This window comes from Hornefia porci (assembly GCF_001940235.1).
GTDB classification, from domain to species: Bacteria; Bacillota; Clostridia; order Peptostreptococcales; family Anaerovoracaceae; genus Aminicella; species Aminicella porci.
The window spans coordinates 2,725,396-2,750,106 of the sequence record NZ_MJIE01000001.1 but is presented as its reverse complement, the minus strand read 5'-3'; the positions used below and the strand labels follow the sequence as shown (position 1 = coordinate 2,750,106).

The window sequence follows — 24,711 nt, the reverse complement described above, 5'->3', positions numbered from 1 at the left end:
GAAAAAACGCCACATGGGGGGCGATTATTCAGAATTTATATATTTGAATAATAACGGTGCAGAGATAGTCCATCAGTGCGATCTCCCGTTCCGGATGGATTGACTTGTATTCGAATCCTCCATGTGATCCGATTGCGCGGTGCTCACAGTTCGCCACAAGGTCGGCCAGTGACGGCTTGCGCATATGGTTCTTTCTCATCAGATCGGCAAGAATCTTTTGCCCGTTCTGACCGTCGATCACGACCTTTGCCCACGATGCTTCCCGCAGAAATTCCATGATCCACCGGTTCGTCGCGCGGATCGGCCGGCAATCTATCGCTTCAACAAAGACGCGTCCATCCGTCGTTTTCACTGCAATTGATACAGCTACGTTCGTGCCTCCCGGACCGTATTTGATTCCGACAAACAGCTTGCCTCTCAGGCTCGCCAGCAGGCGTTCCCATGCGGTATGAAAGGTGTCTGTCCGGTGCGCCGTATGAAGAATCTTTTCTCCGTGCAGCAGACCGTAAACCTCACGAATTGCGATGACCTCATTCTTTCCGTTCTGTCCGGGAACGGAAAGCCCGTATTTCATATGTGTCCACTGGTTATCCTCTTCACGTGCCAGAATGTCATAGACCAGCAGTTTCTGCCAGTCCATTGCCTGTCTTCCGGATTTCCCGTAACATTCTATGGCTTCTGCTCCGTCTGTCTTCTGGTAAGGTAAAACAAAGCTCTCTGTAGGGGTCTGGCGTCCGATTCTGTCTGCCATTTCCCCTCCTTCAGTTCAATTGTCTTGCCGGTGCTCTTATGTGCTTCATGCTATTACTCCGTCATTTCTTTCAACAGGCCTATCTCTTTTGCTCTCTCTCTGAATATATTGTATGTAACCTCAATATTATCTGTAGTAAGTCCCTCTATGGTAATACGATTTCCGTCATGTAGTTCTATCCGAGTGATGCCATCAATATCCTGAAGCATTCTGACATCGATAATGAATCCTGTAATACGTTTCATCGTCTTTTTATCCATTTCGAACATTTTGATCAAATCTCCCGCTGCATTTCCGCAGCACACACTTAAAAACGCTGCGTTATTGCAGCGTTTTCTCTATAATCGAGTAGGAGGGGGAGTTTTCCCCCGTCCTCTCACAGCACCGTACGTACGGTTCGCGTATACGGCGCTTTCAATAGTTGATGTGCATTCGCTGGTATGCTTCGGATAGATCATAAAATCCGATGTGTACCAGTATTTCTTTCGACAAAGCTCTGTTGACTGTGCTGGTCGCCGATGTAAACCAATACCCTCTGCGGCTGTTTGCCGTCATATAGGCATAGTATTTCGGGATTCCCAGTCTCATCAGATACTTCATCTTTGACCGCGGCCGTTTCCACATCTTCCAGATGCACATCCGGATTCGGTGGTACAGCCATCCATTGAGTTTTCCGATGCTGTTCTTCATTGCGGCTATGCCGTAATAATTTAGCCATCCGCGCATGTACACCTTGATTCTGTGCAATGCCGGAATGACGCTCTGAACCCATCTCCGGGAAGAGAGATCTTTCAGTTTAGCCTTCATCTTTCTCCACGACTTCGCATGAACGCGAACGTATATTCCGCTTCCGTTCCTTCCCCGTGCGAAGCCGAGGTACTTAAAATTTCGGATAGCGAAAACACTGGTAACTTTGCTCTTCTCTTTGTTCACGGTCAGCTTCAGCTTCCCTTCCAGATATGAAGTGCTCGTTTCCAGCAGCCGCTTTGCGGCTCTTTCGCTTCTCGACAGCAATACAATGTCATCTGCGTAGCGTACACATGGTACCCCGCGCTTCTCGAACTCTTTGTCAAACTCATCCAGATAAATGTTGGCCAGAAGCGGAGAAAGGTTTCCGCCCTGGGGCGAACCTTCCTCTGTTTCCATAACCACACCGTTCACCATCACTCCGCTCTTCAGGTACCTTTTGATGATCTGAATGACTCTCTCATCATCGATATCCTTTCTCAGCAGATTCAGAAGCCGCTCATGATTCAGCGTATCAAAGTATTTGCTGAGATCAAGACTAACCGCATAGCGGTATCCTTTCTCCGCATATTCCTTCACTCTGTTTATCGCATCCTTTGCGCTTCGTCCCGGCCGGTAGCCATAGCTTCCGTCCGAAAACTTCGGCTCGTAGATGGGCATGAGTTTCTGACTGATGGCCTGTTGGATGATACGGTCAATGACAGTTGGAATACCAAGCTTTCGTATTCCACCGTTTGGTTTCGGGATCTCGACTCTCCTCACCGGAGACGGGGTATATTTCCCACGTAATATCCTTCCAATGAGTTCATCTTTATGCTCCCGCAAGTAAGGCAGTGCCTCCTCGATGGTCATTCCATCGACACCCGGCGCTCCCTTGTTTGCCTTCACTCTCTTGTAGGCTTTATTCATATTTCTTCTGTCCAGTATCGCCTCAAGAAGTCCCGGCTCTGCACTGTCCCTTTCCTTCCATATCCGGCGGAATGAACGGCGCGCTCCTGCATACTCTTTACGTTCCGCGCTATCCCTTTGCAGGCAGCTTTCTTTCTTGTTTTCTGTGCTCAAGTTCGTTCCTCCTTTCCCGGTCGTACTCAAGACTCCTATTGATTCGGCCCTTCACGGACTGGCCCGCTACTATGGCTTCGGCTGACTTCTCACCATTCGTTGTTACTACAAGTCTCCTTGCTGGTGAGACCTCCCCGGGTACTCACACGTTCTTTTCCTCCATCTACCTGCCGCATTTACACTGCATGATTCCGTGCAGTAATTGGACTTTGACCTGTTTAGCAGCCTTATCCTCATACAGAGCCTCATATGCGATTTCTGTTCGTCAGGCCAGAGGTTTGCCCATGGGTTAGTATTTTCCCCACATCCGACTTCCTTCAGATTCCACCTCACGATGGACACCCTTGCCCTCGGCTGTATCCTTCCCACTGCCGGGCGGATTCGGGACTTTCACCCTTTAGAACGTGCGCTCGCCGGGCGCACTAACAAAACCCCGCGTTTGCCGCGAGGTTTAAAATTCCTGATATGTGTTTTAAATGAATAAGCAGCTTAGGCGGGACCGTCTTTTGTCGCCCGCATTTCTCGACCCACCAATCGGTGGCGCGTTGGAGACGGATACTTTTCAACCTCTAAGCTGCTTTCTCTTGCCTATATATTATCACACATTTATCTTGTTTTCAATGATTTGTCCTTCTTTTTTTAACTTCCTAATTTTCCTTTTGTTTATTTTATGATAATGAATAACAATATTTTTCCCTTCTCTGATAAACACACATTCCATTATACTCTTGTTACTCCATTTTATTTCCTTGTATAGTAGCAATGATTTCTTGTGATGTGAGTCATTTAGCGCTATGCAGTCCGGCGATGCAATAGTATCTCTTATTATGTCAAATTCTTTTAAATCAAACTCTTTTCCATGTTTACTCAAAATCCTTTTTAATGATTGCCCTTCAATGAATACAATCGATCCGTCCAGCAGTTCGTGCTTCTCTGGCGTCCGATTCTGTCTGCCATTTCCCCTCTTTCAGTTCAATTGTCTTGCCGGTGCTCTTATGTGTTTCATATCGTTTCTCCCGCTGCGTTGCCGCAAGGTTCCTTATTCCTTAATTTCTTTTAGCACACCGAGTGCTATTACTCTTTCCCGGAGCAGATGATATCTGACTTCAATATCGTCCTTTGTAAAACCCTCAATATCGAGATTATATCCACCATACAGCTCCACCTTTGTAATTCCATAAAGATCATTTAATTTGCTTAAGTTAATTAAAAAACCTGTAATTCGGTCGTCTTCTGTTTTATCCATTTTTACCTCCCGTTTTCACCTCTCCATAATAAAACCTCGCGGTGTCCGCGAGGTATAAAATTCCTGATATGTGATTTAAATGAATAAGCAGCTTAGGCGGGACCGTCTGTGTCGCCCGCATTTCTCGACCCACCAAGTGGTGGCGCGTTGGAGACGGATACTTTTCAACCTCTAAGCTGCTTTCTCTTGTCTATATATTATCACACATTTATCTTGTTTTTACAATGTTTTTTTCTTCAACATCAATCAAATATTTATTTGGATTATCTGAGTTCATAAAATCGTAACAATCAACAATATAATGTCCCTCTTCACGATCTATATCATCACAAATATAGCCAAGTTGTTTGCTTTCTTTTATCAATACCTTGTCACCAATTGCGAACGAATCCATAATTTTCACCCTCTATCAAATTCTGTGAGCTGTGATAAATGTCGGAATGCCATCTATCATTTGCCAAACAGTTATAAATTTTCTTTTCTTTGTCTTGCCTAGTGTTATTATAACAGAATATCTTCGCCTATTACCATAAAATTTTCCAGAAATTTCGTTTGCCTTATTTTTCTCTATCTCTCTCATAATATCACTATAAAGTTGCTCAGCGTCTTGCTCAGTGTATCCTAAATCAAAAAATTCTCTTGAATGCTTTGCGCCAGGAAGTAGTAGATATCCCGATATCTTCTTATATGGAATCTCGGCTTTATCTATATTTGGCAAAATGTCATCTTTCTCATTTTCAGCAATTCTTTTCACTTTGCCTATATCTCGTTCTGCTTCCATTTTCTTCGCATATGTTTGGTTTTCCTTGATCCTTGTTCGTCGTGCATCCAGCTCCTGCTGGTCAATCCATTTCTTCGTATACGCGTCCTGATATCCCTTCTCGGAGATATACGTCACCGTGCAGTTGCAGTTGTCATGCCTTGCATAGATATCATCTGGAGTTTCGTCTTCATAATATTCACCAACCAGGCTGCTGCACCAGGCGCAGCACTTGCCATCTGATGATCGTAGAATCTTCGGCTCCATTCCTGCTCCTGTTTCAACTTCCATGTTCGCCTTCACGTTGTCATCAGCAACACTGGCTACTGAATTTTCTGTGGATCGTAGAATTGTATCTTTAATTTTGTCCTGCTTCTTGCTCATCGTCATCTTCCAATAAGGACAGGTTTACGATCTTGTTCATGATCGCATCGCACCGATCCTGATTAAATTCCGCTCTCTGCGGTTTAATGCCAATACGCTTCTTTTTATGCGTCACATCGATAATGCTGACCATCGCGTCATTCACCATGTCTGTAGACTCTCGAAGAATCGGTTCAATCGTCCGCTTCGCAATGTTCCAATATATCTTCCCATCCGGCAGATTATCTTCGGTCAAACCATTTGCCAGTGCTTCACCGGCAGTTCTTCCGATTAACATAGCATAATGCGAAGCCTCTTTCTGTGTCGCCGTTCCGGCTTTCAGTTTTTTCCGGAACGCACGAATCCACGGATTGATAGCAACCCTCGACCTGAAATCTTTGTGAATCCGTTCATACAGTTCCGGAACAATGTCATTCTTCTGTGTCTCCATTGCCTGCCTCCGCTCCTGCGCGCACTCCGATCAGCTGCTCCAGGCTATCTTTGTTGAAATACCCCGGAACGGCCTGATTGATTTTGATGGCTGCATCGCCGATCCCCGACATCTGGGACGCATCCGGCTCGAATATCGGTGCCCAGCGCGGTGTTGTCTGATACACGGCGTTTCTGCTAAACGCGTAATCATCCCGAAGGCACGCCGCCAGATATCCCACATTCATGAATCCGGATCCGAATGTCCTCTGCGCTTTTCTGGCGGTCAGCCGGAGTGTCTCATGGCTTGCCTTGATAGCTTCCGCTGACGATGGATTCTCTGTTGCAAATCCTAAATCATCCATTGTCAGTCCGGTCTCCCCGGCGAATGCTGCCGCATACATTTTGAACTGGCTGATGTGCGGCTCCATGTTCTGCTGTGTAAATTGACCGATCTGCGGATTGCTCCCGTCCTCGCCTCTGTCCAATGCCAGGAATGAGGAAATAGACGCTTTAGTGCTGTCAAATTCCGCATCTTCGTCCAAACCCAGCACATACCGCTGCGGATGGCTGTAGAATTCCGCTGTGACATTGGCCCGCGTCAGCGTCATTCTCGCCTGATTCTGCAAGTTCATGCAGGAACGGGAAATCCGGCTGTGACCGAAGGGCCGTCTGGCGTCCGGCCGGTAGATGATCGGTACAAGAAGCGGCGCCGGAGCGTGACTTATGAACTCCTCCTGTGTGCGCTCCTCGTAATCTCTAACTACGGTGATTCCTGTTCTGAAGTACGCATCCTTCAGAACCTTCTGGTTGTCCGTGTCCCTGCTGAGGACTGCATATCCCTCCTGCAGCAGTCCTGTGGTCGGATCAATGATTCCCGTCGCGTTCGAACCGTCGATCACCTGCAGGTTCGGCGTTCCGTCTCCGCTTGTCTTGATGCTGGTCTCTGATCCGTCCGACCCGCGGGCTGTCTCTTCTGCTCTGATGATCTCTGCGCAGCGTTTCTGGATTCCAGGAACTCTACTCTTGATGCAACGACGTCCGTCGTATAGACAGTATCTCCGTTCTTGTTCTGGTAACTTTCGGTCTGGATCCTGCCCTCGATCACAACGAGAATGCGCTGGTGGAAGCAATTTGGTGATATGTCAAGGGGGAATTTGAAATGATTTGAATAAAAAAAAATCCGAGTTTAATACAACTACGGTTATCAAACAATACCGTAGGGAACAATTACCATATGAGGATTACCTACTCCTCGTAGAACATGGTAAAGAGCATGACAAATGGCACAGCGATATAGCCGGAAAGGATTTCAGAGTTCCGAGACACTCAAGCAAAGAAATTCCTAAAGGCACACAGAACGCGATAATGAGGGATGCGGGGCTTAAATAATCCCCACTCCCCCTACACATAATGAGGAGGTATATATATGAAATACGCATATCCAGCAATTTTTACAAAAGAAGAAAAAGGCTACTCTGTTCTTTTTCCTGATCTCGATGGTTGCTACACCTGGGGCGACGATATGAACGACGCTTTGTATATGGCAAGTGACGTTCTGGCATTCACTCTGTTCGATTATGAAAAAAGCGGAAAGATTATTCCGACGCCAAGCGATTATACTGATATAAAAATTAAGGCTAACGAATTTGTGAACTATATTGCTTGTGACACGATTGAATATCAGAAGCGGAATAACAACAAATCCGTAAAGAAAACACTTTCGATTCCGGAATGGCTTAACTCCGCAGCACTCGAAAACAACATCAACTTCTCGCAAGTGCTTCAGGACGCGCTGAAGAAAAATCTCGGGTTGTAGGTCGTGAGGTGATAAACCTATGAAAAACAGACCGAAACAGTCTATCTGCGAACAAATAGTAAAGATGAACTGCATACATCTTTTAACACTGGCACAGGAACGCCTGTCTCCGATGTGGTATGCATTTTTCCGTCTGCCCACATATACCGGTATGCGCCGCGGTGAGGCACTGGCACTAAAATGGTCAGACCTTGACGAAGATGCAGGCACGCTGTCTACAGTGCAGGATCGGTTAGGGCATTCCGATGTAAAGACCACCATTGATATTTATAATCATGTTTATGAAGCAGATGAGACGAAAGCGCTGAATCGGTTTATCGACTTTATGGATGCATAAAAAGTATGGTAAAAGTGTGGCAGTTTCTTGAGCATATTTGCAAGCATTTGAAAACCTTTATGTATGACAAAAGCCTTGAAAATTCAACCCAATCGGTTATTTTCAAGGCTTTTCATCATTACCTATGGTGGAGAATACGGGGCTCGAACCCGTGACCTCTTGACTGCCAGTCAAACGCGCTCCCAGCTGCGCTAATTCCCCAAGCACTATCCATTTTAAAGCAGCGAGCAGAAACTGTCAACATTTTTTTCGGAGGCAGTGTCAACATTTTTCATAACACATACCCTCGAGGTTATCATAAACCTTTGGCATCTGGACACCTGATCCTCCGACGCCTCGTCAGACTCAAACCCAATGCCATTATTGCATTCTCTAACCTCTTTGGGATTTCCTTTTAAAAAACATTCAGGAGAAATGCCTTCAGAAAACGCTTTGCATTTACATGTATCTCATCTTTCATCATTTATAAAATTTTTACATTCGGCACAATCAGAAAAACTGCCATTTGACATACTCCTTTATCAAATCTTTGATTTCCAGTAACACATCTCTGTTATTTCTTATTGCCACAAGTCCTTCTGCTATCGTCTCGTGCATCAGTGCTGCCTTTTTCGCCTCGTCTGATGCGCCGCTGTTCAGCAGAATCCGCTCTTCCAGATACCGGACCTGACCGTACAGATCGTCAGCTCCGTCGTGCAGGTTATCTACTTCGCTTACCCGGTAAGTCTGATGCAGCACTCTTATTTTCTCCGGTATGTTCATAGTTCCTCCAATTTGTCATATTGTCATACAAGCCTTCCGGAAGAAGCGTCTGATCAACCGTGATTTCGACCAACTCCCCGAAGCGTATTCTGATTCCGATATCAAGCCCTGTTTGCGTTGAATAATTCCCAGCCATCTTTTCTGCGTGTTCGTAAATGGTCAATGCACTTCTCTGAATCATGTGGATCAATTCTTTATCTGTCGTCATTTATCTTCCCTCCGTTTCGTTGCACAAAAACACCCCGTGTTGCCACGGGGGTAGAGTGGGGTAATCAAAGTTTTTTAGGGTCTCTGTTCATTCGGGTCTAACAGTGGGCTCCTTCCGTGGGGTCTGACAATGGGGGCAGTGCGTAGGGGCAAAAGAACTCAAAATGATTAGAGGAGGCCGTGATTGCCTCCTCCATGCTTCTTCATTTATCATATAACTGCAACGATTTTAAAATGAAAGGAGCATACATGAATGATATCATAAGATTTCTTGAATTAGAAGACCCTGCAATAACAATCGAGGACATCTCCACAGAGGGACGTGTCAAAACGGTTACGTTGTCGACACCACCGGAGATCAGATTCTGTCCCCGGTGCAGCTTTCGAATGCATTCCAGAGGGATCAGGATCCGAAGGGTCAATCATCCGATATTGCAGGACACGTATCAGTTAGTCCTTTTACTGAAGCAGCGGCGCTGGCGCTGTACGAACGGGCAATGTCGATATGAAGAAAATGAATCTTTTAATTTCATAAGTAAACACCGTCGGAACACAAACGCAGCCGACTTTCTCATCGTCAATGAATTCCGGGATCTGACTAAGTCTGCCGCAGATATCGCAAGGAAGTTCAACACTTCTGACACATACGCCATCAACGTATTTGACCGGTATGTCAACATGAAGAGGATTGCCCTGACGGATGCGATCAGCATCGACGAAGTTCATCTCGACATCGATCAGATATGTCAATATGCGCTGGTCGTTCAGGATTTTCATACAGGAGAAGTGATTGATCTGCTCGAAAGCCGCAGGCAGAATGTGACTGAACCATACTTCGCATCCATTCCAAAGGAAGAACGTTTTGCCGTTCAATATCTCATCACGGACATGAACAATGAATATCTTCGCTATGTTGAGAGATACTTTCCGAACGCAGTATCTGTCGTAGATTCTTTCCATGTGATCCAGTGGATCGTCAAAGAACTTGCGGATTTCATACGCGATCTGCAGAATACGATCAGAGAGCGTGACGAAATACGGCAGAAAAAACTGTCGGAAAAGGCCGGACACCAGGTAAGGCTTCCAATGTCCGATGAACTGTATCTGCTGAAGCACTACCGTTTCCTTTTACTTTCCAATGCAGATTCCATCACATATCACGAGGAACCACACATGGACCGGCACTTCAGATGCCTGATGAGAACCTCCGATTACAAGGAACGCTTTTTTCTCATTGATCCCGCGTTGAAAGAACTCCATGATCTGAAAGAGCGTTATGTGCGATTCAACACAGTAAATGCCGGCAAGCCTCAAAAGGCGGCAATCGAATTGAATCAACTGATCAATGACTACGCCCATTGCGATCACGACATCTTTATCCGTTTTTCCAGACTCCTGAAACGACACAGGGAACCTATCATCAACTCATTCGTTCTGATGGAACGGCTTGATAAAAACGGGGGCGCTATCATTTCGAGATTGTCCAACGGTCCTATCGAATCCACGAACAGAAAGGCCAAAGATCTGAAACGGATGGGGCGGGGTTTCCGTAATTTCAACCATTTTCGGAATCGGTTCCTCTTTGCTTCAAGAAACGATCCCCAATTAAACGGACGCGAGCCTGTCGGACAAGACCGGCCTCGTTCTTTAAGATACCGGAACACAGTTCCTAAGAGTAAACAGCGCGTCCTGAACGCTGAGCTCGAGTCGATTCTCGAAATGTACGACTGCTCAAAGGACGAGCTTCTTTCCCTTCGGCACTGGGTGGCTGAAGGCAACAGTCCTTTTAACAACCCGGATAGGATCCTCAATGAAGCGGGGCTTCCATGTGACTTCATTGCTGCCAGCAGAATACTGGACGAAGCCTTTCTTGACATCAATAAGGGAGGTGATTTGAGATGACCACCTATCAAGAACTGCATCAACATATCCTCGATCTTGAAACGGATCTCGATTTTCAAACAACGGAATTAAACTGCCTGTACGGATTCCTGTCCTGGATGAATCTATGGGATGAATTCATCTATTTCAGAAACCATGCTCATTCTGAACAAAATGAAGACGAACCCTTCCCACGTCTGGTACTTTAACCTAAACTCTCATTAAGAAAACTGACATCAGAATCGTTGCAATTCAAAGCGGAGATCACTTATCGATCCTCCGCTTGATTTTCCGTTCAGTTCTTGTTTGTTCAGACCCCATAGTTCGCCCCTAATGAACGACCCCACAGACTGTCCCTAACGACAGACCATAACGAATGACATCTGACCCTAATGCTTTCCCCCAAAAAACTTTGACAAACCCTAAAAAACTTTGATTACCCGTAGAGTGCCGCCGCACCCAGTCCTAATCGCTTTCTTATCACTTTAATTGGGGCAACCGACTATTGGAATAATCCTTATAGACCTCCCCGGTTTTAGGGTTTATCGTAACAAAGGCAACATATTCGCTCTCGCTCTCGTCTCCAATTCTAAAGTCCTTGGGTGGGTTTGTATCTGCGGTAGCTGCAACACTGAAAGGCTCATCAGCCACGACCCTGTCCATGCATAGGCAAATATTTTGACCATATTTCTTAACAAATTCTATCCCAAACATTTCAGCCAACGCCTTCTTCCCAATTTCTTTAAGATCAGATTTTTCTAACATGCCGTTGCCCTCCTCTTTCCTCTAAAGATACGCCAGAATCTTATACATTGCAACTTCCATGTCATCGTATGCCATTTACGCGCCTCTCTTTCAATTCAAAATCACACCCTTTGCGCGAGCTTCTTTCTTTTCTTTTATTTCATTTTCTAAATAATTTCTCATTTCTTCGGTCCCATGTTTTAATATATATTCGAGTATCGTACAATCCTCGGTACTGTCCATATATTCATGGTATAGCCGATCTTGTTCTTCTAATAGTTTCTCAGGCATCAGCGATCTCATAATATTTCCTCTTAAATATCTTGTAAACACAGCTGGACAATTCGTTTGTTCCTCGTCTCCACGAAAAAAAACACGGTGCCTGTGCTGCCGTGCCTATTAAAGCCCAAATTCCTTTAGTATTTGGTCAACACCCTCATGATAGTTTTTATCAAGTTCCTTTGTGTCCGGAAAATTCTCAACCTCTTCCGGCGATGGCATTTTACTATCATCGATATAATCATCCCATATATCTTCAGGCCTTACCTCAGTTTTTTGAATTACCATATAATCACCTTTTCGTAAATTTTAAATAGCCTTTCCTTGATAACTTGTAAATCATCGTCATCGAACATTTATATTCAATCTTGTCATCAGAAAAAACATTAAACTTTTCTTTAGTGTAAGTATACATCTTTTTCTCTATGTCAGCAATATTTTCAAACGGTTTTAATTTCTCAAGCCGATACACGTCCCCATTATGGCTGCATATTGTTGATGCAGACTGCTTACCTCGTTCAAATAACTTATGAATATCGTCTCTAGATGGAAGCGAATTGTTTGGATGGTTGTGCAACACCTCATACGACCCTCCTCTCCCTCAAGCCAGTTCTGCTCCTTCCGACTAAAGCCACACCGATGTTTTACTCCGTTTGCAAAGGCAGCGCAATTCTTTACAAGCCTATCTCCGGTTCTTGCATCAATCGCAACAATATCTTCAAATTCAGTGTTATTACGATCCCTGAGAATTTTCATCGATTCGCTGTAAAGACTTTCATTTACATCCTTTTGCCTTGTAAGATTATCATATTTATCATGATATTTCTTTGTACTTACTAACGGCAAATTGACATGCCCCGGCTCCCTTTTACCATCATCTTGAATATATGCATATGCGCGTTCTCTTTCGCTGGTACTACTTATCGTTCCGGTGCTTCCCGACTTCTCGCCGCCTCGTATCTCTGCAATCTCCTCATCGCCCATTGCGGCCGCAGTGCTGCATCTGCAATTCGGATGCATGGGCGGAGCGTTCTCGCTAATCAGCATGTCCTTCACTTTGAACTTCTTTCCGTTCAGCGCCCGGCACACCTCACAAGCCCCGCTTCCCAGTGACAGAAACATATACCATTCAAAGCCGTTTTCTTCAAACGATCTCATCTGCGCATCCGTCTGTACCCTGGCGAGTTCCGTTCTCATGAGCCGTTCTGCGTCGGATCGGGAGACATTGAACGCCTTCCGGATGTCTCTGGCCAGAACCTGCGGATGCTTTCCCGCAATCAGCCCCTGCTGGAGCTGCTTGTCCAGTTCGCTTTTCAAAAACGCCTGCGAATATAGATGCAACACAGATGACAGAGGAAGAGATCCATGCGAAACTCGATAGAGGATATCAGGAAGCAATGGAAGGCAAGATTCGTAATGCCAAGGAAGCTTTTGCTGCGTTCAGAGCGGCGAAGAAGTACTGACACATTTCAATATCCACATCACTGATGTTGCCAATGAGATGATGGCAGACGCAGCACTTTATTCTCCGCCGCCTGAAAAGCCCTGGTATTTCAACAATATCAGGGCTTTTTATATGCTCCGCTCTCTATATCTTTCTTTTCTTTGTGCGCGAAAAAGCTTTTGTCGAAGGGGCCGGCAGATTAAGCCGGAGTCCGGCAAGAGCCGCGAAGTTTTCCGCTACGCCGCAAGTCTGTCGTCCTTCCTGCCGAACACACTCTTTGAGAGGAAGATCCCCAGGAAAATCAGCGCGACCACAATTCCGACCGGGTAGGAAATCGCAGTGGAAAGGCCGAGACACTCCTTCGCGAAACAGAAGTAGGTGACCGAAACGGCGGACATGAACGTCGCCGGAATCACTGCCATCCAGTAAAACCGGTGATTTTTATAGAGATACATGGCGATCGTCCAGAGAGCGATCATCGCCAGTGTCTGGTTGGACCAGCTGAAGTACCGCCACACCACATCATAGTTGAGCTGACTGATCAGTGCGCCTGCCGTCAGCAGCGGCAGAGTAACGGCCAGCCTGACTTTGTACGAATCCTGATCGAGTTTGAACCAGTCTGCGATTACCAGTCTGGCCGCCCGGAAAGATGTGTCCCCGGAGGTAATCGGGCAGGCGATCACGCCGATCATGGCGAGGACGATTCCCGCGCCGCCCATCGTTTTCGCACAGACATCATAGACAGTGCCGGCCTGTCCCTGATCGTTCATAATCTGAAACAGTCCGGTCATCAGTCCGCCTGTGCGCGCATAGACCGCACAGCCGGCGGCAGCCCATATCAGAGCGATAATCCCCTCGCATACCATGGCTCCGTAGAATACAAAATGCGCTTCCTTCTCTGTTTCGCAGCATCGCGCCATCAGCGGCGACTGTGTAGCGTGGAATCCGGAAATCGCACCGCAGGCGACCGTCACAAACATCACCGGCCAGATCGGCGTGCCGGCGGGATGCATACTCCTCAGCGTAATCTCCGGAATCGTATACCCGTGGGTGAAAATCCCAACAGAAACTCCGAGTGCCATGATAATCAGACACACGCCGAAAACCGGGTACAGATTTCCGATGATTTTGTCGATGGGAACAAAGGTTGCGATGAAATAGTAAATCAGTACGACAGCAAGCCAGAAATAGGTGTTCGTCCAGATGCTGTCACCGTCAATCTGCTTTCCGATCAGAAGCGCAATCAGCGCGGCAGGCCCGACTGCGAAAACTGTTCCGACCATGACCAGAAGAATCACACTGAACACGCGCATGACCTGCTTCATGATGTTTCCCAGGTACATTCCGGTCAGTTCGGAAATGGACAGACCGTCATGGCGCATACTCATGAATCCGACGCCCAGATCGTGAACCGCGCCGCCGAAAATCGTTCCCAGGGTGATCCACAGGAACACCGCCGGTCCCCACTCAGCGCCGGCCAGCGCCCCGAAAATCGGACCCAGTCCTGCGATGTTCAGCAGTTGAATCAGAAAAAGCTTCCATTTCGGCATCACGACATAATCCAGCCCGTCGTTGATGCGCACAGCAGGCGTTTCGCGCTCATCCGGTCCGTAGACCTTCTCCGCGACCTTGCCATAGGTGAAATAACCGATAATAAGAACCGTCAGACAGACAATAAAACTTACCATACTTCCCTCCTCCCCGGGTACGCCGTGACGTCGGGCCATAACGAAAACCGGGTCAACGACCGCGCCCTGCATTTGAAAAAATCCGGATAGTGAAAACATTATCAATTCCACTTAAATTATTGCACTTTTTATATTGCGCGTCAACCCGGCCTCCGGCGGATTCCCGTCCGATACCATTCATTTCGGGAAAGTCAGTCCTTTCAGGTTCAGTTGATTCAATCCCGAGAGCTGTCTGTTCCGGTCATTCCGTCGTATTGTTGAACATCTCTTCAATCTTTTTCAGCGCATCTACAGTCCCGCCGGTCATGACGTTGTAAAAGTCTCCGTCGTCCTTGAATTTGTCGATTACCCATCCGTCGCTTTTCTTTGTGAGATGCAGTGTAAATGTCCCGGTGTAATTCTTTTTCATTGCTTTAAGACGTTTTTCCAGGAGTTTCTGGGACATCTCCCCTATTTTTTTGTCGGAGGCCCCTGCCAGAACCTGCTTCAGCACCTTGTCCCGGTAATCCTGATAGAAGCCCTCGAGCGCGTCTCCAAACGCATAAGTCGTGACCTTCACCTTCACAGAAGCCTTGTCTCCGTCGATTTTTTCATCGCTGAGTTTATAGTCAAAGCCGGTCAGCTTGTTTCCCACAATTTTCTCCAGAGTTGACGAATAACCGCCGGACGAGCCGTCATCTCCGCTCTCGTCTTCAAACGCCAGCTCCAGATCGATGCTTTCTCCCGCGTAAACCGTTTTAATCGTCTTTGTATCGTTCTTCTGCAGCGCCGTCATAAACGAATCTGCCACCTCCGTCGGCTCAGGTCCGCCGCAGGCGCACAGAACGGCCGCAAGCGCCACAGTCATCAGTATCGCAAGCATTTTCTTCATATTCTTCATCGTTTTCCTCCTCGTTTTTTCCTGACAAATATGATTCACCGCTGTCAGTTTTTCCGGCACTCATCCACCGAAAACCTCGCGGTGGATTTTGTCCGTCGGCAGCGTCTCAAGCTCATACGCCGCAGGCTTTACCGCGGGCATTCCGAGAGACAAGACCGCCTCCAGTCTGAAGTTCTCCGGGAAATTCAGAATTGAACGAAGAAAATCCTCCGTCGTGCCGCCCTCCGCGGCTTCCCTGCTTCTCCCCTGAATCCAGCAGCTTCCCAGTCCCAGACTCGCCGCCGTCGTGTGCATGTTGCTCATGGCGACCGCACAGTCCTCAATCCACACATCACTTTTCTGTTCATCGCCGATCACGACCACGGCACAGTCCGCCCCTGCCAGCATCCCTGCGGCGCCGACACGGCACCGGCTCATACGCTTCAGTCGTTCCCGGTCTCTCACCACAATGAATTCCCACGGTTTCCTGCCTTTGCTCGATGCGGAAAGCAGGCCGGCCGCCAGAACCTTCTCAAGCGCCTCTTCCGGTACGGGTTCCCCCGTATATTTACGAATACTGCGTCTCTCTCTCAGTATATCCAGCATATCCATACGCCTTCCCCTTTCCATGCTCCGGCCCGCATGTACGGACAGGGGCCGTCTGCATCAGAACAGTTTTTGTACTGAATATTATATATTACGGGCCGCAGGCTGACAAGAGCATCTTCCCGGCGACAAAATCTCCCGCGATCTCCCGCGAAAACCCCGAAATGCGCAGAAGCCCGGACCCGTTGACGCACATGTTCGTCAACGGGCCGGCGGAAATACAAAAGAACCCCTCGCAACTGTTGAAATTGCAAGGGGTTTCAAGTGGTGGTCTGCGCGGGGCTCGAACCCACGACAACCTGGTTGTGACCCAGGTGCTCTCCCAGCTGAGCTAGCAGACCGAAACGCGTCCTGAATTATTATACGACGGATCAGAGTTTTTTTCAACCTCCGATTTGCATTTTGTTTACAAAGTTTTTGCGCTGTCAGTTTTTGCGCGGTCCAGCAGAGGCAGAATGATCGCCGCTCCGATTACACAGGTGACCGCACAGATCCACAGCAGCGCGTCAGCGCCAAGGGTATCCAGTATCACGCCGCCGCTGAAGCTCGCAGCGACCGCACTGACAGTAATCATAATCACATACAGAGACTGGCCGCGCACTGCCTCCCGCTCATCCATTATCTCATTGATATACCGGACCACCGCGGGCAGGAAAAGCGGAAATCCGAAAGGATGCACCACAAGAGTGAGCATCATCGCCGTCGGCGTATGTGCCAGGAGCATGAAAACACCGCGAAGCACAAAGCCTATCGTAGCGACCTTCAGCAGAAAAGATGACCGGAAATGTTTTGTCAGCCAGGTAAATCCAATGAGCGGAATCAGTTCCAGGATCGTCATAATCGAATAGTAATGACCCATGTTCCCGCTGTCTCCGCCTACATTCTGAAAGATCTGCAGCATAAAGAAGTTGATAATCTGATGATCATAGAAGATAAGGAGAATTCCGATGTTGATGACCAGGAAAACCCTGTGCCTGCGGATAAACTCCCCCATGGAGATACTGCCCTTTTCCTTTATGTCCGGAGAGCCCGCGGAAGCCGTCGAGCCCGCTTTCCGGAAACGGCCGCCCAGAAGCAGCAGCCCGCCCAGAAGCAGCAGGAGACAGATTTCTCCGGCGACCGGAAGCGCACGGACACCCGCGCTGACCACAAGAACGCCCAGCACTGCGGACATCACTGAATATCCCAGAGACCCCATGGCTCTGCAGATTCCGTAATCCACACCGATCCCGCGGCGCGCCAGCTTGGCCTCCATAGAATTCAGCAGCGGCTGCAGACTGGCCTGAAAACCGAACATCAGAACGTACGCCGCCGACAGGAGGAAACTCCTCCCGCTGAGAATCAGCGTGACTGCTTCAAACAGCATTACAATGACAGTGACAAGGATGGAGACCGGAAAAACACCGAACCGTTCGGACCGGTCCGCCACACTGGCGAGAACCGGCTGGACCGCTACAGATACAAGGTTTCCGGCCGCGATCATCGTCCCGATTTCCGTATTCGTATATCCGTTGGCAAGCAGAAACACCGAGCTGAAGCTGGCGACCACACAATACACGCTCCAATGCGTCCAGAAAATTTCAGCATATTCGATATTCGGTTTCAGATTTTTTCTCATTCTCTTCCTTTCAACATCGTTGAATCCGCTCAGTCAACACATTTCATACACTTTTCCACAGGGCTCGCCGAAATTGTATACAATCAAATCCACATGGCGGTGTGGATAATCAGCGATGCCGCAGCAGCCTCATTCTTTATCCGTTCCGTCCGCTGATTTCCCTGTCGAGTCTTTACTGAAAATAACGTAGAACAGATAAACATACTGATAATCCCTTACCTTTTCCGGATGCTGCGCGATATCCTCGGGCGAATAAGTTTCCACCTGATCGGAATCCGTCAGAACCAGACTCATCAGGTAGATCTTTTTGCCGTCCGATACCTTTGCCGGCTCTGTAAACTCACTGCTGCTTTCGCCCCAGTCCTTCTCCGTCGCCTTCTTTGAAATCGCGGCATCCCGCGAACTTCCGGCCATGCCCTCTCCGTTGGACTCTGCCAGATGCACCATCCGATCCCTCACCACGACAGCAAGCTTTCCGCTCCGTGAATCCTTTGAATCCAGAGGCGCAGAAAAAGAGCTTCCGTTCGTCTCAGACAGTTTTCCCTTCTTATATACATCGGCGCCCATTTGAATCGATTTATACTCATCGCCCACCTTGAACTGCCCGATAACGGTATAATCATCGTCACCCTTCAGAAGCTGCGTCAGCTCCTTTTCACTTTTTGTCATTGAATAGGGTCTCACATAGTTTCCCGCTCCTATCCTGTCCCCTACACTTTCGCAGCCCGTCAGCAGAACCGCCACCATGACCGCGGTCAGCGCCGCCACTAATCTCTTTCCTCTCATACTGCTCCTCTCCTCACTCCGGCATATCACTCTGATTCAAGGATAACATTTATTCCGCCACAAAACAAGGGGCGCACCGCCGGGGACGGCGTTTTTCACAGGTCTTTTTCCTGTCCTTCTGCTGTATCGTCCGTCCGGCGTCTTCGCGGATCGTGATGCGTTTTTCACAGGGCACAAAAGAATCCTTGCGCAGTTTCCGGGAAGCTGTGGTATAATGGTTCTGACTGATTAATATGCCGGCGGATTCGACAGCCCGGCAATCCGCCGTCTCTGCGGCGTTGCCGCAAGGTAAGAACCATTGTGATCGACGCTTCACGGAAAAAAACAAACTGAGGGAGGAAAGTACTATGCCATCCAAGATTCTGCTGATTGAAGACGACGCCGACATCCGCGAAGGCGTCCGCATCCTTCTGGAAAGTGAAGATTATCAGATAGCGGAAGCCGGAAGCGGCGAAGACGGACTGAAGCTCCTGTCTGAGGAAACCGACCTGGTCATCCTCGATATTATGCTACCGGGAATCTCCGGTCTGAAAACCTGCGAGGAGATTCGCAAAAAATCCTTTGTTCCCGTGCTCTTCCTCACCGCGAAGGGGCAGGAGTCGGATAAGCTCATCGGTCTCATGGCCGGCGGCGACGACTATCTCGTCAAACCGTTCTCCTATTCAGAGCTGCTGGGAAGAGTCAAGGCGCTGCTGCGGCGTTATCATCTGTACAAAGGAAAGGACTCCGCCGATTCGGAGGATTCCGCACGGTACATCGAACGTTCGGGAGTGCGGATCTCGGAAAACTTCAACCAGACCTTTGTCGGCGAGGACAAGGTGGATCTGTCCGACAAAGAATACCAGATCCTTCTTCTGCTGATGAAGCATCCGAACAAAGTATTTTCCGCGCAGAATATCTATGAAAGCATCTGGAACGAGCCCTACTATTACTCCTCCAACAGCACCGTCATGGTGCACATCCGAAAGCTCAGAGTCAAAATCGAGGCGGATCCGCAGAATCCGCAGCATATAAAAACCGTCTGGGGAAAGGGATACCGTTTTGAATAGACTGAACAACGGATTACAGAGGGAAGCCTTTTTTGGTATTCTGATCGCTCTTCTGGTATCGGGATTTCTGTATTTCTGTATGCATGAAATCAGCAGCGCGTTTCTGGATCAGCATCTGAACGACACCAGACTCTGGGATCAGAAAACGGCGGAAAAGGCGGCCAGCCTGCAGCATTTTGTCACAGACCGCGACCTTCAGCTGAAGGACGTCAGCTCGATTAAAGAGTGGGACAACACGCAGCGCAGTACCTTCGCCTATATCTACAACGGTCATAAACAGATTTACAATTCAGAGGGGAACGTCAGCTCCGGCGGCGTCACCTACCGGAATCTGCGGCACTACTCGCTGAATTTCGCAGACGGAAAGGCGGATCTCTACCTTTTCTATGCGGTCACTTATCAGTATTATGTTCTGGCCATGATTCTGGAGCTGATCCTCTGCTCCATCGTGTTCATCGCCCTGTTCCTTTATTTTGTGCGCCGCAAAATAAACCACATCACCCGGCTGGAGCAGGACATCCGCATTCTGGAAAGCGGCGGGATGGAACACGAAATCACGGTTCCCGGAAACGACGAGCTGGCGCTGCTCGCCCGCGGCCTGGATCAGATGCGCATTACGCTCCGGGACAACATGATCCGTGAGGAAAATCTGGTTCACGCCAACAACGAGCTGGTCACGCGGATGGCGCATGACCTGCGGACGCCTCTGACCACACTGCTCCTCTATCTGGGTTTTCTTGTGGAGAAAAAGTACAGCAGCGAGCAGCAGCACGATCATTATCTCCATGTTGCACTGGAAAAAACCGAGCGGATCAAGGCGTTGTCCGATCAGCTTTTTGAGCGCTTCCTGGTGACCGGAGAGGAGCATGTCAATCTGGAAAATCCGGAGCCCTTCCGCATTATTTTCGAGGATCTGCTGTCGGACATCTCCGAAAACCTTACTTCTCACGGCTTTCGTCTTGAAGCGGAGCTAGACTGGCCGGCGGCCACCGCACAGGTATCCTTCGAATACATCAGCAGAATCGCAGATAATATTCTCTCCAACATACTGAAATACGCCGACGCCGACAGACCCGTCATACTCAGGGTCGCAGAGGAGGACGGCTTTTCCCTCATCACCTTTGAAAACACGATCAGCAGGCACGAGGAGCGTCATGAAAGCACCCGTATCGGCGTCCTCAACATCCGCGCGATGATGGAGAAAATGAACGGCAGCTGCGAGATTCACAACGACGGAATCCTTTATTCCATTACGCTTTGTTTCCCAAACGTGACAAAATAATAACGGAAAATTACCGTTCAGAAAACTTTGATTATTAATTGATATTGGAATATGAAAACCCATGAGAATATACTTAGTATTGTAATTGTTTATGGGTTTTTTATTTTACTTGTCTTATTGAGGAGGACTTATTATGGGTAGAAAGATACCTCTATGGCAAGCATTATTATGTTTCTTCTTCACGTTGATCGTATTAATGTATTGTCTGGGCATCCTTGGAAAATTATTTGGGGATGCACTCGCCTGTGACTATGGCGAGGTACACATCGCACTTCTTACTTCTGCGACATTTGCCGCGATTGTGGCCGCTCTGAACGGCTACAAATGGTCATTCCTGGAGGCCGGCATGCTGGCTTCCATCAACCGCTCCATGCAGGCCATTCTGATCCTCGCTGAGGTCGGTCTGCTGATCGGATGCTGGGTCGCCGCGGGCGTCGTTCCCGCGATGATCTACTACGGACTGCTGATTCTGAAGCCGAGCATCTTCCTGTTCGCAGCCTGTCTGCTCTGCTGTATCGTATCTCTGGCGACCGGTTCTTCCTGGACCACCGCCGGAACCATCGGTATCGCACTGATCGGTGTTGCGACGGGTCTCGGAATCCCGTCCAGCATGGCAGCCGGCGCTGTCGTCTCCGGCGCTTATTTCGGAGACAAGATGTCGCCGCTGTCTGACACCACCAATCTGGCTCCTGCCATGGCGGGCGCCACGCTGTTCGATCACATTCGCCACATGGTCTACACGGTTACGCCGTCTCTGATCATCGCTCTGGTCATCTACCTGATTCTGGGTATGAGAGCAAGCGGAAACAACCTGGACATCGTTGAACCGATGAGACAGGCCTGCCTGATCAACTTCAAGCTGAACCTGTGGATGCTGATCCCGCCGATTCTGGTTATCATCATCGTTGCTCTGAAGATCCCTGCGATCCCGGGCATCATGGGCGGTATCGTTGCCGGTATGCTGATCGGCTCCATCTTCAACGGAATCAGTCTGGCTGAGTGGCCGGGACTCCTGCACTACGGTTATTCCGTACCGGGATTCACCGACGCTTACACACAGGCACAGGACAAACTGGCGGATCAGATCGCATCCTACGATGCGGACAGTTTCCTGGCAATGGACGCCGGAGACTTCGCAGCTCTTGCTAAAGAGCAGGGTCTGAGCAACGCCATCATCGGCGAATACAATATTGATAAACTGATTGACGACAAGGGCGGTATGGATTCCATGATGTGGACCATCAACCTGATCCTCTGCGCAATGTGCTTCGGAGGCATCATGGACGCCTCCGGAATGCTGGGCGAAATCGCACAGTCCCTGCTGCACTTTGCAAAGGGAACCGGCGGACTGGTTACCGTTACCGTTATCAGTTGCATCATTATGAACGTTATCGCCGGAGACCAGTACCTGTCCCTCGTTCTGCCGGGCAGAATGTACAAGGAAACCTATGAGGACAGACGTCTGGCACCGAGAAACCTCTCCCGTGTACTGGAAGACTCCGGTACAATCACATCCTGCCTCGTCCCGTGGAACACCTGCGGCGCTACGATGCAGAAGTTCCTGGGCGTCAAGACCTGGGGCGGCCCGGGCGGAGGCTATGGACGCTATGCGTTCCTGAACCTGATCAATCCGCTCGTTTCCATCTTCTACGGATTCACCGGCATCACCATGATGAAGATGACCGACGAAGAATACGAAAAGGTTATGCAGGCCAGAGAGAAGGAAAAGCAGGAAGCTCTTGCCAACCTGGAAGCATAATTTATCAGTCGCAAGTAAAATAAAAGAAAATCCAAAGAAGGCGGACTGTCATAACGGCAGTCCTCTTCTTTTTGTCATATCGACAGTTCAAATGCTGCCGGCGCACACTGCCGTTGAATGACGCGCCGCGGCACTGCCGGCGGCCTGCCGTCAGCGCCCGTCAGGTCCGACGGATCTGATGGGCAGGCACTAATTAAGAATTATTAATAATTAGATAAGGACATATTAAGAACATTATGACATAATTAAATTAATCCGAGGACAACCAAAAAACGACACGGACGATAATCACGTCTGTTCCGGCACTTCCAAACTGTCGTCAGCGCCGGGCGAACGCGGAAACCGAATGTTCCGGTATCGCTGAAGTCCGTCAGGAAAAAGCAGAAAAAGTGGAGAGAAGCAATGGAGTATAACAGAATCCGATATTTTATCGCAGTTGCGAAATACCAGAACATGACCCGCGCCGCCGAAGAACTGCATGTGGCCGAGCCGGCCATCAGCCAGGCAGTCAAGCGTCTCAGCAACGAGTTGGGAATCCGCCTGTTCGAGCGCAAGGGCCGCAATATCGTTCTGACGGCAGACGGAAAACGGCTGTATGAGAAGGCTGCTCCTCTGATCCGGGCGCTGGACGATATGTCCGAAAGTATCGCACGTGAAAAGAACACTGAACACAGCGTTATTCACCTGAATCTCCAGTCTGTCCCCCAGCTGTTTCTGGATGTAATCAACGATTTCCGCACCAGCCATACACAGGCGATGTTCCGGCTGTCTGATGCGGGCGAAAACGATATGAGCTGGGATATCCGCATTACCTCAGCTTCGGAAAAACTGAGATACGTGAAGAGCGTACCGCTCCTTTCCGAGCCGGTGATGATCGCGGTCAGTAAAAGTCATCCTCTGGCACATCAGGACTCAGTCAGCCTGAATGAACTGAAGGGAATGGATTTCATCTTCCCCGAGGAGAACGGTCAGTTCAGCGCGTTCCTGAACGGATACTGCCAGATGGTGTCCTTCCGGCCACACATCATCTACTCCTCCGGCAGCGTGGAGGCGCTGGAGGGGATGATCGCCTCCGGACTTGGAATCGGGTTCTGGCCGGTCAGAAGCTGGTCACAGAAGTCTGACCAGGTGCACCTGCTGTCCATCGACGGACCTCAATGCGAGCGGACCATCTATCTGGAAAACAATGAAGCGGTTGCCGATAAACCGCTGAAGGATGAATTCTTTGAATACGCCTCGCATTATTTTATGTAAATCGCCCGTGCTTCGGGGTTCGGGTTGTCACAGAGCACTTCAGGTATATTCATCTGTCGAGCACACACTGAAACAGCGGAGCTGCCGCATCACGCGAATGAATGATGAGAGTCATAAACCTTCATCGCGGATGCGGCGGCTCTGTTTTTTGCCGCAGAAGTCACTTTTTGCGGTGCGCCGCAGGCCTCTGCTTCACACGGCGGCTGCCGCGGTCAGCCACATCCACAACCGTCAGACGGTCTCCGCTGACGGTAAATCGAATATCCTGTTCTCCAAAGCTCATTCCGTAGACGTGCCCCGGCTTCTTTTCATACGCGTCCCGGGGATCCTGCTCCAGAACCTGAATCAGTCCATTCTGTCTTTCCGGTTCAACTCTGTTCAGCAGTTCGGGCGGAAAATTCACCGACAGCTTTTTGTATTCTATCCGGTCGGTAAATCCTCCCGGTGCGTCAGGATGAGAATCGACATATGGAACATAGGGCTTCAGATCATAAATCGGCGTGCCGTCCAGAAGATCCGCGCCGCTCACCAGAATCCGCCCCGCGGCGGCGTCTACTGACCGGATCCGCACAGAAGACAGCCCGATGGGATTGGGCCGGTTGGGAGAGCGGGTGGCAAAAACTCCCACTCGCGTATTTCCGCCCAGGCGCGGCGGACGCACCGTAGGCGACCACATCTTCCCGTCCTTTCGCGGGGAATTCGCGTGGAATCCCCAGATCAGCCACAGATACGAATATTCCGAAAGCCCCCGTACCGCTTCCGGCGATCGGAATTCCGACGTAAACACAACCGTTGCCGTGAGTTCAGACGCCAGTCCGGACTGCCTTGGAATACCGAATTTCTCATGAAAATCCGATTCGATATAAGCGACGGGCTTCAGCGTCAGTTCCATCAGTTCCCCGCGCTCGTCGCGCGTGCTGCTGTCGTTCGTGCCCTGCCCGCCGTCGCGCGTGCTGCTGCGCTCATTTGTCCTGTCCAT

The 24,711-nt window shown here is 49.1% G+C and carries 31 protein-coding genes and 2 tRNA genes; 9 read left to right on the top strand and 24 right to left on the bottom strand.

Annotation, left to right across the window (positions count from 1 at the left end; all coding sequences use genetic code 11):
• Positions 1 to 28 precede the first annotated feature (28 nt).
• From BHK98_RS12745 to BHK98_RS13260, 10 genes are all read right to left on the bottom strand, one after another.
• Entirely contained in the window at positions 29 to 751 is a 723-nt protein-coding gene (locus BHK98_RS12745; RefSeq protein ID WP_075714759.1) for a hypothetical protein, read from the bottom strand.
• A 53-nt stretch (positions 752 to 804) separates the two neighbouring features.
• Entirely contained in the window at positions 805 to 1,020 is a 216-nt protein-coding gene (locus BHK98_RS12740; protein ID WP_075714757.1) for a hypothetical protein, read from the bottom strand.
• Between the two features lie 145 nt (positions 1,021 to 1,165).
• Entirely contained in the window at positions 1,166 to 2,560 is a 1,395-nt protein-coding gene (ltrA, locus tag BHK98_RS12735) for a group II intron reverse transcriptase/maturase (protein ID WP_075714755.1), read from the bottom strand.
• A gap of 598 nt (positions 2,561 to 3,158) precedes the next feature.
• The gene (locus BHK98_RS13585) at positions 3,159 to 3,431 is read right to left on the bottom strand and encodes a hypothetical protein (RefSeq protein WP_075714751.1); all 273 of its coding nucleotides are present in this window, start codon (positions 3,429 to 3,431) and stop codon (positions 3,159 to 3,161) included.
• A gap of 168 nt (positions 3,432 to 3,599) precedes the next feature.
• Complete coding sequence (locus BHK98_RS12720) at positions 3,600 to 3,806, bottom strand: hypothetical protein (protein WP_075714749.1); 207 nt, start codon at positions 3,804 to 3,806, stop codon at positions 3,600 to 3,602.
• Between the two features lie 208 nt (positions 3,807 to 4,014).
• Entirely contained in the window at positions 4,015 to 4,200 is a 186-nt protein-coding gene (locus BHK98_RS12715; protein ID WP_075714747.1) for a hypothetical protein, read from the bottom strand.
• 15 nt (positions 4,201 to 4,215) lie between these two features.
• The gene (locus BHK98_RS12710; protein WP_075714745.1) at positions 4,216 to 4,950 is read right to left on the bottom strand and encodes a VG15 protein; all 735 of its coding nucleotides are present in this window, start codon (positions 4,948 to 4,950) and stop codon (positions 4,216 to 4,218) included.
• Positions 4,925 to 5,380: a hypothetical protein gene (locus BHK98_RS12705; RefSeq protein ID WP_075714743.1), complete on the bottom strand. Its 456-nt coding sequence runs from the start codon at positions 5,378 to 5,380 to the stop codon at positions 4,925 to 4,927. The genes BHK98_RS12710 and BHK98_RS12705 overlap by 26 nt, the downstream gene beginning before the upstream one ends.
• Complete coding sequence (locus tag BHK98_RS12700; RefSeq protein ID WP_465250961.1) at positions 5,361 to 6,296, bottom strand: phage portal protein; 936 nt, start codon at positions 6,294 to 6,296, stop codon at positions 5,361 to 5,363. Before BHK98_RS12700 ends, BHK98_RS12705 begins: the two co-directional genes overlap by 20 nt.
• Entirely contained in the window at positions 6,257 to 6,466 is a 210-nt protein-coding gene (locus tag BHK98_RS13260) for a single-stranded DNA-binding protein (RefSeq protein WP_245796900.1), read from the bottom strand. The genes BHK98_RS12700 and BHK98_RS13260 overlap by 40 nt, the downstream gene beginning before the upstream one ends.
• 59 nt (positions 6,467 to 6,525) lie before the next feature.
• On the opposite strand from BHK98_RS13260, the gene BHK98_RS12690 reads away from it, so the two are divergent.
• Genes BHK98_RS12690 through BHK98_RS12680 form a run of 3 tightly spaced genes read left to right on the top strand, consistent with a single transcriptional unit; the run spans position 6,526 to position 7,514 of the window.
• Positions 6,526 to 6,750 carry a type II toxin-antitoxin system HicA family toxin gene (locus tag BHK98_RS12690; RefSeq protein ID WP_245796899.1) on the top strand — a complete coding sequence of 75 codons (225 nt, stop codon included), beginning with the start codon at positions 6,526 to 6,528 and terminating at the stop codon, positions 6,748 to 6,750.
• Positions 6,751 to 6,787: 37 nt separating this feature from the next.
• Positions 6,788 to 7,177, top strand: a complete 390-nt coding sequence (locus BHK98_RS12685; protein WP_075714741.1) for a type II toxin-antitoxin system HicB family antitoxin — start codon at positions 6,788 to 6,790, stop codon at positions 7,175 to 7,177.
• Between the two features lie 19 nt (positions 7,178 to 7,196).
• Positions 7,197 to 7,514, top strand: coding sequence for a site-specific integrase (locus BHK98_RS12680; RefSeq protein WP_075714739.1), 318 nt, complete (start codon positions 7,197 to 7,199; stop codon positions 7,512 to 7,514).
• Between the two features lie 125 nt (positions 7,515 to 7,639).
• Here BHK98_RS12680 and BHK98_RS12675 read toward each other — a convergent pair.
• The 3 genes from BHK98_RS12675 to BHK98_RS13420 form a co-directional block, all read right to left on the bottom strand.
• Positions 7,640 to 7,715 (bottom strand) — tRNA-Ala (locus BHK98_RS12675).
• Positions 7,716 to 8,003: 288 nt separating this feature from the next.
• Positions 8,004 to 8,276 (bottom strand): hypothetical protein, encoded by a 273-nt coding sequence (locus BHK98_RS12670; RefSeq protein ID WP_075714737.1) that lies wholly within the window; start codon positions 8,274 to 8,276, stop codon positions 8,004 to 8,006.
• The gene (locus BHK98_RS13420; protein WP_143404596.1) at positions 8,215 to 8,484 is read right to left on the bottom strand and encodes a hypothetical protein; all 270 of its coding nucleotides are present in this window, start codon (positions 8,482 to 8,484) and stop codon (positions 8,215 to 8,217) included. Before BHK98_RS13420 ends, BHK98_RS12670 begins: the two co-directional genes overlap by 62 nt.
• A 248-nt stretch (positions 8,485 to 8,732) precedes the next feature.
• Between BHK98_RS13420 and BHK98_RS12665 the strand changes: the two genes are divergently transcribed.
• Complete coding sequence (locus BHK98_RS12665) at positions 8,733 to 10,385, top strand: ISL3 family transposase (RefSeq protein ID WP_158024447.1); 1,653 nt, start codon at positions 8,733 to 8,735, stop codon at positions 10,383 to 10,385.
• The gene (locus BHK98_RS12660) at positions 10,382 to 10,573 is read left to right on the top strand and encodes a hypothetical protein (protein ID WP_075712099.1); all 192 of its coding nucleotides are present in this window, start codon (positions 10,382 to 10,384) and stop codon (positions 10,571 to 10,573) included. Before BHK98_RS12665 ends, BHK98_RS12660 begins: the two co-directional genes overlap by 4 nt.
• A gap of 271 nt (positions 10,574 to 10,844) precedes the next feature.
• On the opposite strand, the gene BHK98_RS12655 is transcribed toward BHK98_RS12660, so the two are convergent.
• The 10 genes from BHK98_RS12655 to BHK98_RS12615 all read right to left on the bottom strand — a co-directional run bounded on the left by BHK98_RS12655 (position 10,845) and on the right by BHK98_RS12615 (position 18,388).
• The gene (locus tag BHK98_RS12655) at positions 10,845 to 11,129 is read right to left on the bottom strand and encodes a hypothetical protein (RefSeq protein ID WP_075714735.1); all 285 of its coding nucleotides are present in this window, start codon (positions 11,127 to 11,129) and stop codon (positions 10,845 to 10,847) included.
• A 90-nt stretch (positions 11,130 to 11,219) separates the two neighbouring features.
• Positions 11,220 to 11,411 (bottom strand): hypothetical protein, encoded by a 192-nt coding sequence (locus BHK98_RS12650; protein WP_075714733.1) that lies wholly within the window; start codon positions 11,409 to 11,411, stop codon positions 11,220 to 11,222.
• A 96-nt stretch (positions 11,412 to 11,507) separates the two neighbouring features.
• Positions 11,508 to 11,675, bottom strand: a complete 168-nt coding sequence (locus BHK98_RS13580; RefSeq protein WP_158024502.1) for a hypothetical protein — start codon at positions 11,673 to 11,675, stop codon at positions 11,508 to 11,510.
• A gap of 162 nt (positions 11,676 to 11,837) precedes the next feature.
• Positions 11,838 to 12,731, bottom strand: a complete 894-nt coding sequence (locus BHK98_RS12645; protein WP_245796929.1) for a minor capsid protein — start codon at positions 12,729 to 12,731, stop codon at positions 11,838 to 11,840.
• A 336-nt stretch (positions 12,732 to 13,067) separates the two neighbouring features.
• Positions 13,068 to 14,519, bottom strand: a complete 1,452-nt coding sequence (locus tag BHK98_RS12640) for a carbon starvation CstA family protein (RefSeq protein WP_075714729.1) — start codon at positions 14,517 to 14,519, stop codon at positions 13,068 to 13,070.
• A gap of 241 nt (positions 14,520 to 14,760) precedes the next feature.
• Positions 14,761 to 15,399, bottom strand: a complete 639-nt coding sequence (locus BHK98_RS12635; RefSeq protein WP_075714727.1) for a DUF4878 domain-containing protein — start codon at positions 15,397 to 15,399, stop codon at positions 14,761 to 14,763.
• Positions 15,400 to 15,459: 60 nt separating this feature from the next.
• On the bottom strand, positions 15,460 to 15,984 hold the full coding sequence (locus BHK98_RS12630; RefSeq protein ID WP_342718843.1) for a nitroreductase family protein: 525 nt from the start codon (positions 15,982 to 15,984) through the stop codon (positions 15,460 to 15,462).
• A gap of 265 nt (positions 15,985 to 16,249) precedes the next feature.
• Positions 16,250 to 16,325: transfer RNA gene (locus BHK98_RS12625), tRNA-Val, on the bottom strand.
• A 65-nt stretch (positions 16,326 to 16,390) separates the two neighbouring features.
• Positions 16,391 to 17,602 (bottom strand): MFS transporter, encoded by a 1,212-nt coding sequence (locus BHK98_RS12620; RefSeq protein WP_075714723.1) that lies wholly within the window; start codon positions 17,600 to 17,602, stop codon positions 16,391 to 16,393.
• 129 nt (positions 17,603 to 17,731) lie between these two features.
• Complete coding sequence (locus tag BHK98_RS12615) at positions 17,732 to 18,388, bottom strand: hypothetical protein (protein ID WP_075714721.1); 657 nt, start codon at positions 18,386 to 18,388, stop codon at positions 17,732 to 17,734.
• 347 nt (positions 18,389 to 18,735) lie between these two features.
• On the opposite strand from BHK98_RS12615, the gene BHK98_RS12605 reads away from it, so the two are divergent.
• The 4 genes from BHK98_RS12605 to BHK98_RS12590 all read left to right on the top strand — a co-directional run bounded on the left by BHK98_RS12605 (position 18,736) and on the right by BHK98_RS12590 (position 23,732).
• Positions 18,736 to 19,437 carry a response regulator transcription factor gene (locus BHK98_RS12605; RefSeq protein ID WP_075714718.1) on the top strand — a complete coding sequence of 234 codons (702 nt, stop codon included), beginning with the start codon at positions 18,736 to 18,738 and terminating at the stop codon, positions 19,435 to 19,437.
• A complete protein-coding gene (locus BHK98_RS12600; RefSeq protein WP_075714716.1) occupies positions 19,430 to 20,719 on the top strand; it encodes a histidine kinase dimerization/phospho-acceptor domain-containing protein in 1,290 nt (429 codons plus the stop codon). Before BHK98_RS12605 ends, BHK98_RS12600 begins: the two co-directional genes overlap by 8 nt.
• Positions 20,720 to 20,852: 133 nt before the next feature.
• A complete protein-coding gene (locus BHK98_RS13895) occupies positions 20,853 to 22,478 on the top strand; it encodes a Na+/H+ antiporter NhaC family protein (RefSeq protein WP_083628312.1) in 1,626 nt (541 codons plus the stop codon).
• Between the two features lie 402 nt (positions 22,479 to 22,880).
• Positions 22,881 to 23,732, top strand: a complete 852-nt coding sequence (locus BHK98_RS12590; RefSeq protein WP_075714711.1) for a LysR family transcriptional regulator — start codon at positions 22,881 to 22,883, stop codon at positions 23,730 to 23,732.
• A gap of 160 nt (positions 23,733 to 23,892) precedes the next feature.
• On the opposite strand, the gene tsaA is transcribed toward BHK98_RS12590, so the two are convergent.
• The gene (gene tsaA, locus BHK98_RS12585; RefSeq protein WP_465250953.1) at positions 23,893 to 24,711 is read right to left on the bottom strand and encodes a tRNA (N6-threonylcarbamoyladenosine(37)-N6)-methyltransferase TrmO; all 819 of its coding nucleotides are present in this window, start codon (positions 24,709 to 24,711) and stop codon (positions 23,893 to 23,895) included.

Excerpts from the sequence above, each read along its gene's own strand:
- BHK98_RS12745 (WP_075714759.1), bottom strand. The coding sequence starts at position 751 with ATGGCAGACAGAATCGGACGCCAGACCCCTACAGAGAGCTTTGTTTTA.
- BHK98_RS12740 (WP_075714757.1), bottom strand. The coding sequence starts at position 1,020 with ATGTTCGAAATGGATAAAAAGACGATGAAACGTATTACAGGATTCATT.
- BHK98_RS12720 (WP_075714749.1), bottom strand. The coding sequence starts at position 3,806 with ATGGATAAAACAGAAGACGACCGAATTACAGGTTTTTTAATTAACTTA.
- BHK98_RS12715 (WP_075714747.1), bottom strand. The coding sequence starts at position 4,200 with ATGGATTCGTTCGCAATTGGTGACAAGGTATTGATAAAAGAAAGCAAA.
- BHK98_RS12710 (WP_075714745.1), bottom strand. The coding sequence starts at position 4,950 with ATGAGCAAGAAGCAGGACAAAATTAAAGATACAATTCTACGATCCACA.
- BHK98_RS12705 (WP_075714743.1), bottom strand. The coding sequence starts at position 5,380 with ATGGAGACACAGAAGAATGACATTGTTCCGGAACTGTATGAACGGATT.
- BHK98_RS12685 (WP_075714741.1), top strand. The coding sequence starts at position 6,788 with ATGAAATACGCATATCCAGCAATTTTTACAAAAGAAGAAAAAGGCTAC.
- BHK98_RS12680 (WP_075714739.1), top strand. The coding sequence starts at position 7,197 with ATGAAAAACAGACCGAAACAGTCTATCTGCGAACAAATAGTAAAGATG.
- BHK98_RS12670 (WP_075714737.1), bottom strand. The coding sequence starts at position 8,276 with ATGAACATACCGGAGAAAATAAGAGTGCTGCATCAGACTTACCGGGTA.
- BHK98_RS13420 (WP_143404596.1), bottom strand. The coding sequence starts at position 8,484 with ATGACGACAGATAAAGAATTGATCCACATGATTCAGAGAAGTGCATTG.
- BHK98_RS12665 (WP_158024447.1), top strand. The coding sequence starts at position 8,733 with ATGAATGATATCATAAGATTTCTTGAATTAGAAGACCCTGCAATAACA.
- BHK98_RS12660 (WP_075712099.1), top strand. The coding sequence starts at position 10,382 with ATGACCACCTATCAAGAACTGCATCAACATATCCTCGATCTTGAAACG.
- BHK98_RS12655 (WP_075714735.1), bottom strand. The coding sequence starts at position 11,129 with ATGTTAGAAAAATCTGATCTTAAAGAAATTGGGAAGAAGGCGTTGGCT.
- BHK98_RS12650 (WP_075714733.1), bottom strand. The coding sequence starts at position 11,411 with ATGAGATCGCTGATGCCTGAGAAACTATTAGAAGAACAAGATCGGCTA.
- BHK98_RS13580 (WP_158024502.1), bottom strand. The coding sequence starts at position 11,675 with ATGGTAATTCAAAAAACTGAGGTAAGGCCTGAAGATATATGGGATGAT.
- BHK98_RS12640 (WP_075714729.1), bottom strand. The coding sequence starts at position 14,519 with ATGGTAAGTTTTATTGTCTGTCTGACGGTTCTTATTATCGGTTATTTC.
- BHK98_RS12635 (WP_075714727.1), bottom strand. The coding sequence starts at position 15,399 with ATGAAGAATATGAAGAAAATGCTTGCGATACTGATGACTGTGGCGCTT.
- BHK98_RS12630 (WP_342718843.1), bottom strand. The coding sequence starts at position 15,984 with ATGCTGGATATACTGAGAGAGAGACGCAGTATTCGTAAATATACGGGG.
- BHK98_RS12620 (WP_075714723.1), bottom strand. The coding sequence starts at position 17,602 with ATGAGAAAAAATCTGAAACCGAATATCGAATATGCTGAAATTTTCTGG.
- BHK98_RS12615 (WP_075714721.1), bottom strand. The coding sequence starts at position 18,388 with ATGAGAGGAAAGAGATTAGTGGCGGCGCTGACCGCGGTCATGGTGGCG.
- BHK98_RS12605 (WP_075714718.1), top strand. The coding sequence starts at position 18,736 with ATGCCATCCAAGATTCTGCTGATTGAAGACGACGCCGACATCCGCGAA.
- BHK98_RS13895 (WP_083628312.1), top strand. The coding sequence starts at position 20,853 with ATGGGTAGAAAGATACCTCTATGGCAAGCATTATTATGTTTCTTCTTC.
- BHK98_RS12590 (WP_075714711.1), top strand. The coding sequence starts at position 22,881 with ATGGAGTATAACAGAATCCGATATTTTATCGCAGTTGCGAAATACCAG.
- tsaA (WP_465250953.1), bottom strand. The coding sequence starts at position 24,711 with ATGGACAGGACAAATGAGCGCAGCAGCACGCGCGACGGCGGGCAGGGC.